The 14,157-nt window shown below is 66.9% G+C and carries 10 protein-coding genes; 2 read left to right on the top strand and 8 right to left on the bottom strand.

The annotated features are described in order from the left end of the window. Positions 1–34: 34 nt before the first annotated feature. From OJA40_RS11800 to OJA40_RS11770, 7 genes are all read right to left on the bottom strand, one after another. Positions 35–343 (bottom strand): hypothetical protein, encoded by a 309-nt coding sequence (locus OJA40_RS11800; protein WP_208426045.1) that lies wholly within the window; start codon positions 341–343, stop codon positions 35–37. A 192-nt stretch (positions 344–535) separates the two neighbouring features. Beyond that, the gene (locus OJA40_RS11795; RefSeq protein WP_263810767.1) at positions 536–2,959 is read right to left on the bottom strand and encodes a TonB-dependent siderophore receptor; all 2,424 of its coding nucleotides are present in this window, start codon (positions 2,957–2,959) and stop codon (positions 536–538) included. Between the two features lie 769 nt (positions 2,960–3,728). Continuing rightward, positions 3,729–6,284, bottom strand: a complete 2,556-nt coding sequence (locus OJA40_RS11790; protein ID WP_263810766.1) for an ATP-dependent helicase — start codon at positions 6,282–6,284, stop codon at positions 3,729–3,731. A gap of 100 nt (positions 6,285–6,384) precedes the next feature. After that, entirely contained in the window at positions 6,385–7,938 is a 1,554-nt protein-coding gene (locus tag OJA40_RS11785; RefSeq protein WP_263810765.1) for an HAL/PAL/TAL family ammonia-lyase, read from the bottom strand. Positions 7,939–8,116: 178 nt separating this feature from the next. Beyond that, entirely contained in the window at positions 8,117–8,632 is a 516-nt protein-coding gene (locus OJA40_RS11780; protein ID WP_263810764.1) for a single-stranded DNA-binding protein, read from the bottom strand. 164 nt (positions 8,633–8,796) lie between these two features. Continuing rightward, positions 8,797–9,315 carry a 3'-5' exonuclease gene (locus OJA40_RS11775; protein ID WP_263810763.1) on the bottom strand — a complete coding sequence of 173 codons (519 nt, stop codon included), beginning with the start codon at positions 9,313–9,315 and terminating at the stop codon, positions 8,797–8,799. 260 nt (positions 9,316–9,575) lie between these two features. Next, positions 9,576–10,397 (bottom strand): uS10/mL48 family ribosomal protein, encoded by an 822-nt coding sequence (locus OJA40_RS11770; protein WP_263790439.1) that lies wholly within the window; start codon positions 10,395–10,397, stop codon positions 9,576–9,578. 436 nt (positions 10,398–10,833) lie between these two features. Between OJA40_RS11770 and OJA40_RS11765 the strand changes: the two genes are divergently transcribed. Both OJA40_RS11765 and OJA40_RS11760 read left to right on the top strand, forming a co-directional pair. After that, positions 10,834–11,271, top strand: coding sequence for a hypothetical protein (locus OJA40_RS11765; protein ID WP_263810762.1), 438 nt, complete (start codon positions 10,834–10,836; stop codon positions 11,269–11,271). Positions 11,272–11,453: 182 nt separating this feature from the next. Then, positions 11,454–12,521: a zinc-dependent alcohol dehydrogenase family protein gene (locus OJA40_RS11760; protein WP_263810761.1), complete on the top strand. Its 1,068-nt coding sequence runs from the start codon at positions 11,454–11,456 to the stop codon at positions 12,519–12,521. Between the two features lie 38 nt (positions 12,522–12,559). Here OJA40_RS11760 and OJA40_RS11755 read toward each other — a convergent pair whose 3' ends face one another. Further along, a complete protein-coding gene (locus OJA40_RS11755) occupies positions 12,560–13,600 on the bottom strand; it encodes a zinc-dependent alcohol dehydrogenase family protein (protein ID WP_263810759.1) in 1,041 nt (346 codons plus the stop codon). Positions 13,601–14,157: the final 557 nt, after the last annotated feature.

Below are 14,157 nucleotides of genomic sequence, written 5' to 3'. Positions count from 1 at the left end.
GATGAGGTGTTCTGGGTTCGAAACGACGATCGCATCACAGGAAGAACCCAAGGAGGGCGCTCCCGAATGCCAAAAGACCGGTGGTCGGGACAACGCGATCCACGAGCGGCCCGGCAATCGCAAGTAGGGACCCGGCCGCCATCCCCGTTGACAGCCAAATGAGAATGCCCGTTTCTACGGACGTAATTCCTGTGGAGCACCCGAGCCCTCCCCCCAGAACGAGCAGCCCCCCGAAACGGCTCCACCTCGTGCTCTCCAGAATGGGGGCGGCACCGGTGGTCGGGGAGGCGGCGTAAAAGAGCAATACGCCCAGGTACGTCAGTCCGAGTGTCGCAACGAGCATAAAGCGGGGCAACTGCTTCAAAGACCAACGAGCATCGACAGCAAAATACGCCGCCACGAGTGAACGTCCATACGAGACGACGCCCTGCCATCGTGCCCCAAGCCATCGTCGATGATGGCTCGGAAACGGGGCACGCCAGGTACAAAGTCGTTCGGGGTTCCTACCCTCGGGGGCTACTACGTCGCATCCGTCCTAAAACTTGTAGGTTACGTTCGCCGTCACGCTGCGCGGCGCCTGTGGGTTGATTGTCGTCCAGCCCCTATAGTAGGTCTTGTCGGTCAGGTTATCGAGCTTCAGATCCACCCGGTACCGATTGGTCTCGTACGAGATCGATGCATCAAGCACAACGTAGGACGACAGGGTAAACTGACCCGTACTCTCCTTATTCAGGACGACATTTTCACTGGCGTAGTTGCCCCCAATCCCGAGTCCGAGCCCGTCAAGTGGCCCGTTAGACAAGCGGTAGTGTGCCCAGCCGTTCACGAGATGCTCGGGACCAGCCTCTTCCGGCCGACGCCCCTCCACGTTCTGCTCGGTCTGCTCGTTCTCGCTGTGATTGTAGCTGTATCCCGCAATCAGCTGCAGGCCCTCGACGGGAGCGGCCGTCGCACTGAGCTCCACGCCGCGACTGCGCACCCTGCCGTCCTGGATGCTCGCGTCGGGGTTGTCCGGATCCGGTCGCACCTTGTTCGACACGGTGATGTCGTAGTAACTGGCTGTCGTTTCGAGCCGGCCCTCAAAGAGATTCGCTTTCACGCCCGTCTCCCATTGGTTCGCCCGCTCCGGTTCAAAGGTCTGCGTCTGTCCGTTCTGCGTTTGGGGCTCGACGTTCTGAAAGCCATTCATGTAATTCCCGAAGACCGAGAGCCGGTTGGGAAGCGGCTGCACGACGACGCCGAACTTGGGCGACAAGGTGGTCTGGGTGTAGTCGTCTTCTTCCGTGGACGTGTCACCCTCTTGGTCGAAGTGATCGAGCCGGAGGCTTGCCATCACGGACAACTCGGGGATGAGATTGACGACGTCCGACGCGTAGGCACTGTACCGGGCCTGCTTGGTCGTCTTGTCGTTCCGACTAGCATCCTCGAGCGCGGCGTCAACGTCTGACTTTGAGAAGCCCGCCGGGCTGGACGTGGGGACTGCTACCTGCCCAACGGGTTTAAATTCGCTGTTTTCGTTGGACACTCGATCTCGGAAATATTCGAGCCCCGCAACCATCTTGTTTTCAGCACCGAACAGGGAAAAGTCCCCGAGCAGGTTCTGCTGAACGTCAATTCCGGTCGTGGTTTGATCCTGATCGTTGACGAACCGAGTAAACGTATCTTCGGAGCGTCGGCCATCCCATAGGTATGAATAATAGCCCTCCGAGGAGGCCGAGCTGAACGAAGCCGCCGTCTGGGTCTCCCACTGCTCGCTAAGTTGGTATTGCATCTGGGCCTGAACCCCAAACGTCGGGGTGCGTATCGTGACGTCGTCGTCGGTGAAGGAGTGCTGCGGGTCGTACCCGAGCTCCTCGACCGTCGTGGCCTCAAGCGGCACCGCCCGATTCATGAATAGCATGGTCGGGTTTGTCTGCTCCGAGGTGTAGAGCTCGCTACTGACGAGCACGGACAGGTCCCTGGTCGGCTTGTACGACAGCGAGGGCGCTAGGAAAAAGGACCGCCGAAAACCGGCATCCTGGAAGCTGTCCTCATCGTGAAAGCTCCCGTTGATCCGAAGGGCGAGATCGTCACTGACCGGCGCATTGACATCCGCCGTCACTCGATTCATGTTCATCGAGTTGAGACCAAAGCTTTTCGTTTTGTACGAGACCTCCCCATTCAGGGAGGAGTGCTGAGGCTTCTTGGTCGCTACGTTGATAAGTCCTCCGTAGGAAATGAGGCTACTGCCGTACAGCGTACTGGATGGGCCCTTGATAATCTCGACCCGTTCAATGTTGGAGGGGTCCGGAGACCCATTCGTGAGAGCAGGAAGCCCATTTTTCATCGTCGGCTGAACGGAAAACCCGCGAATCGAATAACTCCCCGCACCGTCGCTCCCGCGTCCGGTGGCCTCCCAGAGCTTGAAAATACCGGGGGCGTTCGTCATCACGTCCTCGAAGCTCGTCGCCACTTGATCGTCGAGGAGGGTCGACGGAATGGCGTTGTATACCTGCGGGTTGTCGAGGTCTTCCAGTGGCATCTTGGCCACGTACGGGCTTGAGGACGGGGTGTACGAGGTACGCTCGCCCCCCTCCACCACGACCTCCGCCAACGTCTTCGTTGATTCCTCCAGCGTGATTGTGGGTACCGTCGTCCGCGCATTCCCCTCCACCGTGATGTCACGCCGTTTCGTTTCGAGTCCCACGTAGGACACGACGAGCGTGTAAGAATCCGCCGGCACATTTTTAATGACATAGCCTCCGTCCTCGGTCGTTGTGGTGCCGAGAGACGTTCCCTGAAGTGACACGTTCACACCGCGAGCAGGCGTGCCGTCGGCCGTCTGTACGAGGCCTTCGACGGCTCCCGTCGATTGTTGTTGGGCGTGGGCCTGTGTTGGGAAGCCACCGGCCAGCCCAGCAGCAATTAGAACAGTACTAATGAGTTGAACACGATACCAGATAGACGAAAAAAGAGACATCGGAAAAGAAGAGAATCCGTGGGAAAAGCAAAACCGTTCGGTCGTTGAGCCTCTGATCAGGCCGTCTACTTTATTTAGACTGGTTCTAAACAATGAGCACCTATACTCTAGCAGGCGGGTTCGGCTTTTTCAAGGAGCTTGGCCCCTCCGGCCCATGAAGATGAAATGGAAAGACACGGGCGGCGCCCCAAGGGAGGCGGTCCGGCTTTTTCGCATGGATGCTTGAGTTAGCGCCGGTCACAGACTAAGCGAACGTTGAGCAAGAGAGCGCCCGGCGCACAGATTCGAAAAGAGTCTCCCCATCGGCCCGGACTGAATAACTACAGCTGCCCAACCTGAGAAATCTGCAGAGCGTCTATCGGGGCCAAGGATGAAGGTCTATGCCTCGTCGGGAAGCGAGGAACGACAAGGGACCTCTCATCAAAACGGAGGGATACGAGTGTTCAAAAGAAAATGTAGACGTGGATATTGAACCGGCCACATCGACTCTAGACCCACAGCATTTGTAGCTGATCCAGGGAAAGTTTGAGACGCGCGGATCAAGTCAGCGCGGCGACGCCCCCCGAACCCGCCCCGCAGAAGCAAAGTGCCCCCCTGACGTTTGGCAGTGGGGGCTCGTGCAGGCCCCCGTCTGGACCTATGTGGCGGGGGTTCTCCTCATGGTGACAATCATTCTGACCGGACTGCTCGTCGGCCTGTAGCGCCCTGACCGGCGCGCCGCCCTCGACGGGGGCAAGGATCGGCCGCGTCGAAACAGCCCCGGCCCCCTTCATTCCGCGACGGTGCCGCCCACGGCGTCGTCCTCCGGGACGCCCGGAGGCTTGTCATCGGGCGAGGCGTGATCGGGGGCGGGGGCGCCATCGCCCTCGTCGGGGGCCAGCCCGAGGGCGTCCTCGACGACGGCCCGGCCCTCCTCGAATGCCGCCCGCAGCTGCCGGGCCGTCGCCTCGTCCATGTCTTTGTCTGCCGCCCGGCCGGTGGCCCCGTTCGTCTCGGGGGCATCGCCTCCCTCCCCCGTCGGGCTGGAGGCGTCGGGCGCTCCCTTCTCTTCGGCACCGGGGGGGCGGGCATACGCCGCACTTTCGGCCTCCGCCGCCTCCCGGAGCGCCGCTGCGCGGCCGAGGTGATCGGTGAGGGCCTGTCGCTGCGCCTCGGTGGGGGCCCACCACGCCTCCAGGTAGCGGCGGAGGCGCAGTTCCCCGGCCCCGATGCAGAGCCAGGCCACGTCCGCGGCGGTCCAGTCGTCGGCCGGCCGCTCGGTGGCCTGCCGCACCCGGTCGCACAGGGCAAGGCGGTGCTCGGCGTCGGCCTCCGCCAGGAAGGGCGACGGCGGCTCGGTGCGGTCGTAGGACAGGTGCAACTGCTCCTGCGCCCGCGTGAGGGCGACGTAGAAGAGGCGGCGCTCCTCCTCCCGACGGGCGGGCGGGGCGTCGTCCGGGGAGGAATCTCCGGAACTGGAAGCATCGGAGGCGCCGTTTGCGCCGCCCGCGTCGGGGAGGGCCGTTCGGCTGTCGTCGCGGGACGTCGGGATCGTGCCGTCGTTGCAGCCCGGCACAAACACGACGGGCCACTCTCGGCCCTTCGCCCGGTGGATGCTCCGAATCTCCAGCACGTTCGCCGAGGAGTCGCGGTCGGGGCGGTCGGCGGAGATCTCCTTGATCCGGCGCAGGACCGACGCGACGTCGGCGTGCCCCCGCGCGAAGTCGATGAGCGATCGGGCCGTCCGGATGCGCCGGTCGGCCAGCTCTTCGAAGGCGCTGTAGCGCCGGAGGTAGTCTTCGTAGTCGAGGGCCTTGAGGAGCCAGTCGACGGTCCGGTGGGCGGGCTCGTCGAGGCGGTCCACGAGCTGGTCGGCCGTGTCCAGGAAGCGCTCCACCCGCTCGGCGGTCCGGTCGTGCATCTGCCCCGTCGAGGCGGCCAGAAGGTCCGTAATCGCCGTCTCCTGGCCCACCGCTTCGCGGCAGAGGCGCGTGATCAGGTCCGTACGGACGTACCGGTTCGGCTCCCGCATGAGCTTCTGAAACCGGTCGACGTAGCGCTGCGCGTTGCGCCGGTGGTCGAACCAGTCGTCGCGGGCCGTCGCCTCGAGGGTGCCCCAGAACAGGTGCCGGAGCAGCACCTGCACCGGGCGCCGCCGGTAGAACGGCACGTTGCCCACGATCCGGTAGGGCAGGTCGCGGTCGATGAAGACCTGCTCCAGGGAGGGGGTCTGGGCGTACTGGCGGACGAGCACCACCATCTCGGGCAGGGTGCGGCCCGTGTCGAGCTGAGACTCGACGGCGCCGGCCACGTGGGTCGCCTCGGCGTCGGCCCCGTCGGCGGCGTGGACCTGCGTGCTGCCGCCGAAGCCGCGGGTGAGGTTGAGGTGCTTCTCGCGCCGGTGGTCGTTGTGGGCGATGACCGCGTTGGCGAGAACCGTGTGCGGGGCCTGCGACCGAAACGTGTCCCGGATGAGGTACTCGTCGGCGTCGTAGGCCTCCCGAAAGTCCAGGATGAACGACGGATCTGCCCCGCGCCACTCGTAGATGCACTGGTCGTCGTCGCCCACGGCCATATAGTTGCGGTCCGGCTCGGTGAGGACGTCGAGCATCTCGTACTGGACGCGGCTGATGTCCTGAAACTCGTCGATCAGAACGTGCTCGTACGCCTGCTGCGCCCGGGCCCGCAGGTCGTCGAACCGGAGGAGCGCCTCCCACCCTTCCAGCAGCATGTCGTCGAACGTGACCCACCCCTCCCGCCGCCGCTCTTCTTCGTAGTACTGGTACAGGGTGACGAAGTCCTCATTGTCGTGCTCCGCCTGGCGGGCCTGCTCGCGCGCCGCCGGCGGGAGGGCCGCCTCGTCCAGGTCGGGGTAGCAGAGCTGCGCCTTCCACGCGCTGACCTGGTCCTCCAGCTCGCCCCGATCGATGTCCAGCTCGTGGTCGTCGAGGTCCCGCTCGCGGGCGAGGCGCGTGAGGGCGCGGCCGGCCAGGACCGGCCCCAGGCGGGACGGGTTGAGGTCCTCGTCCCCGAGCCGGCGCGACCAGTGGTGCTCCGCCTCGGCCCACTTCAGAAACTGCCGGCCCAGCGCGTGCAGCGTGCGGCAATTTACGTCCGGCAGCCCGAGCGCGGTCAGCCCGTCCTCCAGGTCCTGCGCCGTGGCCCGGCTGAAGGAGCTGGCCAGAATGTCGGTCGGGGCCACGCCGCCGTCCTCCACGAGGCGCGCGATGCGGTGAACCAGCGACGTCGTCTTTCCCGCCCCCGCCACGGCAAACACCAGCGCGGGCCCCTCGTCGTGCTGGACGATTCGGGTCTGCTCGTCGGTTAGGTGCTCGCGGGCAATCATGCGGTGGGGGGTGGGTTCAAAACGTGGCCGGTGGGGCAGGACGGCCCGGGATGCGTGCTCCGGGCCGCCTTCGAGTGCTCTCCGCGACGGGGACGGGGCCCTACGACGCGGACGGGGCCAGCCAGCGGTCGGTCCAGTCGGCAATCTCGGCCCGGAGGGCCCGGTCTTCACGGACGGGGTCGACCGCCGGCATCCACCCGGGCAGGTCGGGCGCGGCCCCCTCGGCCCGGCCCTCCGCACGGAGGTGGGTCAGCTGGGTCAGGGCCAGCCCCAGGATCGACAGGATCGTCGCGAGGGGGCGGGTCTGGCCGTACGCCCGTCGGGCCGCAAGGGCGCCCATGGAGACGACGTCCTGGTTGTCCCCGTTCGTTGGGATCGAGGAGGTGGCCGCCATCTGCGCGTCGTTGCGCATCTCGGCCACCAGGGCCGTCGCGGTCAGCTGCGTGCCGCCGAACCCGCTGTTGGGGCCCGGCTCCCAGGCAAGCAGCGGCGGGGCCCCGCCGTTCTGGTCCGGGGACAGGAGCACGTCCAGCTGCCGCTCGGCCAGCACACCCGCCTGGGTGAGGGCCTCGTTCAGGGCGTCGGCGGCGAACGCCACCTGTTGGCCCTGAAAATTGCCCCCGTGAAGGACGTCCGCCCCGTCCGTGTCGAACACTGGATTGTCCGTGGCCCCGTTCAGCTCCGTCTCGACGAGGTCACGGACGTGCCGGAGCTGCTCACGGACCGCCCCCAGGATTTGGGGGGCACAGCGGAGCGAGTACACCTCCTGAAGCGGGCGTTCTTCCGAGGGACGCGCCCCCTCCCGCGTCGCCACGTCCCGAATTGCGGCGGCACTTTGGACTTGCCCGGAGTGGCCGCGGGCCTGATGCAGGTCCGCATCCAGCGCCTCCCGCGAGCACCCCAGAAGCCGGTAGATCAGGCCTGTGAGGGCCTCGGCCCGCTCCAGCAGACGCCGCCCGCGGGCCACGGCATGCGCCGCGTAGGCCGTCATGAAGGCCGTCCCGTTGACCAGTCCGAGGGCGTCGCGGCGCCCCGGCCGCAGCGGATCGAGCCCGGCCTCGTCGAGCGCCTCGGCCGCGTCCACGAGCTCGCCGTCGCTCGCCACCACCGCCCCCTCCCCGGTGCAGGCTCGAGCAATGTGGGCGAGCGGTGTGAGGTCGCCACTCGCCCCCAGGGACCCGATTTCCGGGACCGCCGGGATCAGGCCGGACTCGAACACCTCGATCACTTCGTCCACGAGGGCGGGCCGAACGGCCGAGTGGCCCTGGGCCAGCGTCTGCAGTCGCGCAATCATCGTGGCGCGGACGAGCGGCGGGGGCGCAAACGACCCGGCCCCCGCACCGAGGTGAGCAATCAATTTTCGTCCACGGTCGCCTTCGGGGGACGGCTCGTGGGCCGACGCCGGTTCTTCGTCGGCCTCCACGGCCTCGTCCACGAGCGGCCCGAGGCCGGTCGTCACGCCGTAGACGGGACGTCCGGCGTCCCGGGCACGCTCCAAGGCGGCACGCGAGGACGCGAGGGCTTCTGTGGCCGCATCGGTCGTTCGGAGGCGCGTGTGCTCGTTCTGGGCCGCCGCTTCGATGTCCTCACAGGCAAGTGCGACATCCGGGCCGATCCGCAATGCGGGCGTGTCCGGTGCAGAAGGGGTGGGCATGGGCGGGCGTCAACTGAGGGGATTCTGACAGACGAAACACCGGACAGCACAGCTGGACGAGTGCACGCGGTCGGGGCAGAGACGGGCGCCTCCCGCGAAGCAGATCGATGCGCCAACCGGGGACCTGAGAGGCCAGCCTCTCGTGGCGCCGACGCGTCCCCAGACCGGTTCGCACCGCCTAGAACGGGAGGTCATCGTCGGGCTCAAAGGTCTCGTCGCCACCGGGCTGTCCATCTCCGCCAGACTGGCTCGGCGGCCCTCCCCCCGAGGCGCCGCCCCCCTGGCCGCCGGCGCGTCGCTGGCTGGGGGCCGGACTCTGGCCTTGCGCCGGCTGTCCGCCTCCGGGAACGGCCCCGCCCGGCCCCTCCCCGAGAAATGTCGCCTCCAGGGCTTTTACTTCCGTCGAGTAGCGGGTGTTGCCGTCCTGGTCCTCCCACTGGTTGGTCTCGATCTTTCCTTCGAAGTACACCTGCGAGCCCCTTTCGAGGTACTCGTTGCACACTTCTCCGAGGCGGCCCCAGGCCACCACGTCGTGCCATTCGGTCTGCTGGACCTCCTCCCCGTCGCTGTTGGTGTAGGACTCGTTGGTGGCGAGACTCATGTTGCAGACGGCCGTCCCGCTGCCGGTATATCGGAGCTCCGGATCGTCCCCGAGGTTGCCGATCAGGACAACTTTGTTTACGCTTCGAGCCATGGCGTTCAGTGGGGTTGTGAAGGACAGTGTCGAGGTCGTAGGGGCGTCGGTGCCGAACCGCTGCCGGAGCGCGAAGAGGCCTCCGCGTCGTGCAGTTGTTCAAGCGATTGGGGCCGCTCTGGTTGCACGCCTCAAACCGCGCCGACAGGGGCCGCAGGCCGCCCTCAACCAGAGGCGGGGCGGCGGACGCTCGTCCACACCCGGCGTGCAAGTTTGGCGTCGTAGAGGGCGCGGTGGTGATGCCCCTCCGTCGGAATTGATACGTCCAGGCGCGTCGCCGCGTCGGTGAGCGCGACCCGTTCCGCGTCTCCGAGGACGCGGGTGGCGTCGGGCTGCAGATCCTGCCACGTGCTGTCCTGAATCCGGCGGTGGGTTTCGGGGCACTCGGCCAGGGCAGCGGTCTGAAGCAGCATCCGCCGGTCGTAGGTGGGCCCGAAGGTCCATACGCACCCGGCGTCGGCTAGGACCGTGTCCAGCCGGTCGGCAACCGTCGAGAACGGGGGCGCCTCCGCCAGCTCCTCATCCGTGATGCCGTGCACCCGCCGGGCCCCACGGGTCACCGGCGCCAGGGGCGCCACGAGGGTGTGAATGAGCACCTCTCCCTGGGCCGCGACGACGCCAAGCTCGATCACGGCATCCTGGGGCCCCGAGCCGGTGGTCTCTGTATCGAGAAAAACGTTCATTGCCGAGCAGGGGTGGTTGATCGGGGGCTTTCGATCGAGGCGGCTTCTGGGGCGCGCGTGCCTCCCTCTTCCTGTGGCCGGCCTCTTTTTGGGTCTTGTTTTTGGTCTTGACCGGGGAACTGGGCACAAGGCGCGTCCATCCTCCTCTGCGCAGCGGGAGATGTACCGGATGCCTCTTCCGCGTCGGCCGTCCCGGCCCACACACGGTAACTTTTTGCGGACCGGGCGTGTTGAGGCGAGGTGGGATCGTTTCCCGCAGATCAACTTTTGGCCTGCCGGACGGTGACGTCTACGGCCTCCGGCAGCTGCACCTGGCCGAGCTGGGCGACCAGCTTGGGCCCTGCCGTCCACATCTCAATCGCGCGGTGGTGGATGTGCTGGCTGAAGGACTCGTCACGGCTCGGCGGTCCGTTTGTCCTGCCCTGGCGCTCGTCCGCGGCGGCTTTCTTGCCGACCGGAAGGGGCACCGCGACCGGCGCCCGGGGCTGGCGGTCGGATACGAACTGGGTGATCTGCCGGACGGCCCGGTCCACCATCTGGTGATCCGTGCTCGAGAGGCGAATCTGAAGCACCGGCGGGTTCTTGCGGCCCTTCGGGGGAATTGCGTCCGGAATGGAGGAGGGCGCGAGGTTGACCAGGCGGCCCTGCCCCTGGTACCCACCGGCCCGAAGATCGCTTTCGAGCTTCAGGAGGGCCCGGTCTCGCTCGTCACGCTGCTGATGCCAGCAGTCGTGGGTCGGCCACGGCCAGCTCAGGTTGTCGAAGAGCGTGAAGGGGCCGCTGCCGTCGGTGTGTAGGTACACCTCCTCCCCGCACCACCAGCAGTCGAGCCGGCAGGTGAGTGGGTGAGTCAGGTCCTGAAGGCTCCAGTCCTGACTGATCCTGGGGACGGACCCGCATTCGTGGGGGTGCTGGGACGAGGCCCCCTCTGCCGCCGGCTCCAGAGAGCGCCAGGTCCCATCCTCGGACCGGGCCATCCGCACCAGCTGCCCACACCGGCTGCACGTTTTGAGGTACGTCGCCCCCTCCGCCTCGGCGGAGTTGGGAGCGTCTTGAGCGGAGTACACAGGCGAGTCGGTCATACAAACAATCAATCTGTGAGGCAGGACCCTACGCGCACACCACCGGTGCCTCCGCCCCCTGATGCCAGGGGTCGGATCGGCCCCGCAGGCCAAACGCTGTCCAGTAACGGGACCCAGCGGGGTAGGGTCTCCACGTCATGTGTCTGTTTCGGAGTTTTTCACGTCCCCCGCCGGGGCCGGGGCTGTCCTCCATTCTCCACCCGATGCCCGGAACGCCGAGTTTAAAACCCCCGCGTTGTGCCCGATAACTCCAGTGTTGAAGTACATCAAATTTATTTTCGTTGTGCCTGCTCCCTTCGTGTCGGCACCGCGAGGGGCCCATTTTGTCGTCCCTTGCCCCGTTGCTCCAACGGAAGAGGCCGTCCACACTGGCATCTGAACAGGTTGACCCCGATCGGCCATGCCTTCCCCCCACGGCACATCCCGGTTGTACTCAATGGAGGTTGATGCTGACATCAACGCGGTCCGGTTTCGCTGGAAGGGACAGCCCACAGGAGAAGAGTTTCGGTACGGCGCCAACCAGCTTCTCGAGTTTGTGCGGTCGCGCGCGGCGGCTGGACTAATCGTCGATGCACGGAATGTGACGGCCCATCAACGCTCTAGCATAGAGTGGCTGGTCCGGGAGTGGATGCCAAAGGTAGCGGCGGCCGGCGTTGAGTACGTCGCGGTCGTCCACGAGGATGATCTGATTGCCCGAACCGAGATGGAGGCCCTCAACGAGCGGTTTCGGCAGGCCGAGGCCGCTCCGCTTTTCCTTCCCACCGATGCCCCAGCGGAAGCCCGGGAGTGGATTGCGGAACGGGACCGGAGCACCCCCTCCCTGTACCACATCGGCCAGTACCTTTCGTCCCTGCAGCTGTTTTCGTTGTCCTAAGCGGTCGGCCGGGCGCCGTATCCCATCTCGTCCCAGCCCACTGGCCCAGGCGCGTCTCGGGGTTCGCTGTCCCTCCCCTCCCCCAACGGTCGTTCCCCGCCTGCATCACGGCGCCCACGTTCCCGTATAGCGGACCGTCCTTCCCTTGCCGTGTCCCGCTGTTTCCATGAAGGCCTGTTTCCATGAAGGCCCTCGTCTACGACGAATTTGACGCGCCCCTGACGCTCCGGACGGTTTCACGGCCCCCCCCTGCGCCGCGGGGCGTCGTGCTGGAGGTGCTTGCGTGTGGGGTGTGCCGGAGCGACTGGCACGGCTGGAAGGGACACGACCCGATGATCACCCCGCCGAACGTGCCGGGGCACGAGGTCGTGGGAATCGTGACGGCGGTCGGGGACCGTGTGGAGGAGTGGTCTGGGGGGGAGCGCGTAACGGTGCCGTTCGTGGGCGGCTGTGGCACCTGCGAGCAATGCCGGGCCGGGCAACACCAGGTGTGCCCGGACCAGTTTCAGCCCGGGTTTTCCGGCCCGGGCGCCTTCGCGGAATTTGTGGCCATCGACTACGCCGACGAGAACCTGGTCCGCCTTCCGGGGTCGATCGACGCGGTCACCGGGGCGAGCCTCGGCTGCCGCTTCGCCACCGCCTTCCGGGCCGTGGTCGACCAGGGAGCGGTGCGCAGCGGCGAGTGGGTGGCCGTCCACGGGTGCGGCGGCGTGGGCCTGTCGGCCGTCATGATTGCCCGGGCCGCCGGCGCCCGGGTCGTCGCGGTGGACATTGCCGATCCGGCCCTCGCGCTCGCCGACGAGGTGGGGGCCCGCCGCACGATCAACGCCGACGACACCGAGGACGTGGCCGCCGCCGTCCGCGAGGCCACCCAGGGCGGCGCCCACCTCTCCCTCGACGCCCTGGGCAGCCCGGACACGTGCCGCAACTCCGTGGCGAACCTGCGGACGCACGGGCGACACGTCCAGGTCGGCCTCCTGGTGGACGAGCACGCACGCACCGCCATTCCCTTCGACCGCGTGGTGGCCGACGAGCTGGAGGTGCGCGGCGCACACGGCCTGCAGGCCCACCGCTATCCGGCCCTCTTCAACATGATCGAGACGGGCCGCCTCCATCCCCGTCAGCTCGTCCGGCAGACGATCTCGCTTCCGGAGGCGGCCGATCGCCTGCGGCAGATGGGCACCTTCGCCGGCACGGGCATCGCCGTGATTGATGACTTCGGGGGAGGCAGGACGCAGGCAGAGGTGTGACCCCTTGCTCCCCGAGAGGAACCGGCGCGCCGGGCCCGCTACAGCTCCACCATCACCTTGATGGACGCCCGCTCGTCCATCGCGGCGTAGCCGTCGGGCACCTCTTCCAGGCCGATGGTCTTGTCGAAGACGGGCGACGGGTCGAGCGTCCCGTCAAGGACGTCGTCCATCAGCTCGGGGATGTACGCCCGCACCGGCGCGATGCCGCCCTGCAGCGTGATGTTCTCCCGAAAGAGCCGAAACATGTCCAGGCCTCCGTCCTCGGCCCCGAACGGAACCCCGACGTAGCCGATCGTCCCTCCCGGCCGGCACACGCTGATCGCCGTTTCGATCGCCGAGGCGGCGCCGACACACTCCATGACGTGACGTGCGCCGCCACGCGTCATTTCTCGAACCTCTTCGACCGCCTCTTCCCCGCGGCTGGAGACAATGTCCGTCGCGCCGAAGCCGCGGGCCTTCTCGAGCCGCTCCTCGTGGTGGCCCATCGCAATGATGCGCTCGGCCCCGAGCCGCTGGGCGGCCAGCACGGCACAGAGCCCCACGGCCCCGTCGCCAACGACCACACAGGTCGAGCCGGCCTCCACGCCCGCCGACACGGCCGCGTGGTGCCCCGTGCCCATCACATCGGTCAGTGGGAACAGCGCCCGGAGCAGCGACGCGTCCCCTTCTGCGCGTTCGGGGATTTTGACGAGCGTTCCGTCGGCCTGCGGCGCACGGACGGCCTCCCCCTGGGCGCCGTCGTGTTCTGCGGCCCAGACGTTGCCGTGCACGCAGGAGGTGTGCAGCCCCTGCCGGCAAAACTCACAGGTGCCGTCGCTGATCGCAAAGGGCGCCAGCACGCGGTCTCCGGGCTCCAGGGAGCGCACCTCACTGCCCACGTCCTCAACCACCCCCATCGGCTCGTGGCCCGTGCGCCAGCCGGCCTCGTAGTCCCGGTGCCCCCGGTAGAACCACAGGTCCGACCCGCAGATCGCCGTGCGGGTGATGCGCAGGATGGCGTCGGTGGGCGCTTCGATGCTGGGATCGGGCACATCCTCGACGCGGATGTCGCCCGGCTCGTGGAAGACGGCGGCTCTCATCGGTTGGGGGAGCGTCAGGGTTGGAACGGAGAGTTCGGTACGAAGCCACGGGGCCCCGTGGCTCTACGCCGCCGCGGCAGGTAGGGCGGCCGGATCAAATTCCTTTTCGTTCACGGGGGCATGCCTCCTACGTTTCTGAGGAAGGAGGGGGGCAGGGCCGGGTTGAATGGTTCGTCCCCCTCTGACAAGCGTGTGAACGCAGCCGGGAGGGGCGGAGGCGGGTTTGTTACAAGTCTGTACTGCTTTCCGCACCTGCTGAAGGGAGCTCAGCATTTTCAGCCCCTGCGCCCGTCCCCTGCGGAATCTGGGCCGGCCCCAGGGGGCAGTGCGGCACGAAAACGAACTGCGGGCGGGTCCATTTTCCCGGATGGTGACAGTCGCCTCGTGTAGCTGTGCCCCAGGCGGGGAACCTCCCGGGCGCCTCAGAACTGAGATTCCTTGCGCATCCTCTTGAGACCGTGGTCTCGACGAGGACGAGGCATCAGAGAGGGCCCGGGGCACGCAGGGCCCCGGCAAACGTGCCCGCCCCGCCGCACTGCGCTCAGTTCTTTTCCTTC

Source organism: Salinibacter pepae (assembly GCF_947077775.1).
In the GTDB taxonomy this organism is placed as follows: Bacteria; Bacteroidota; Rhodothermia; order Rhodothermales; family Salinibacteraceae; genus Salinibacter; species Salinibacter pepae.
The sequence above is the reverse complement of the archived record's forward strand: the minus strand, read 5'-3'. Positions and strand labels throughout refer to the sequence as shown.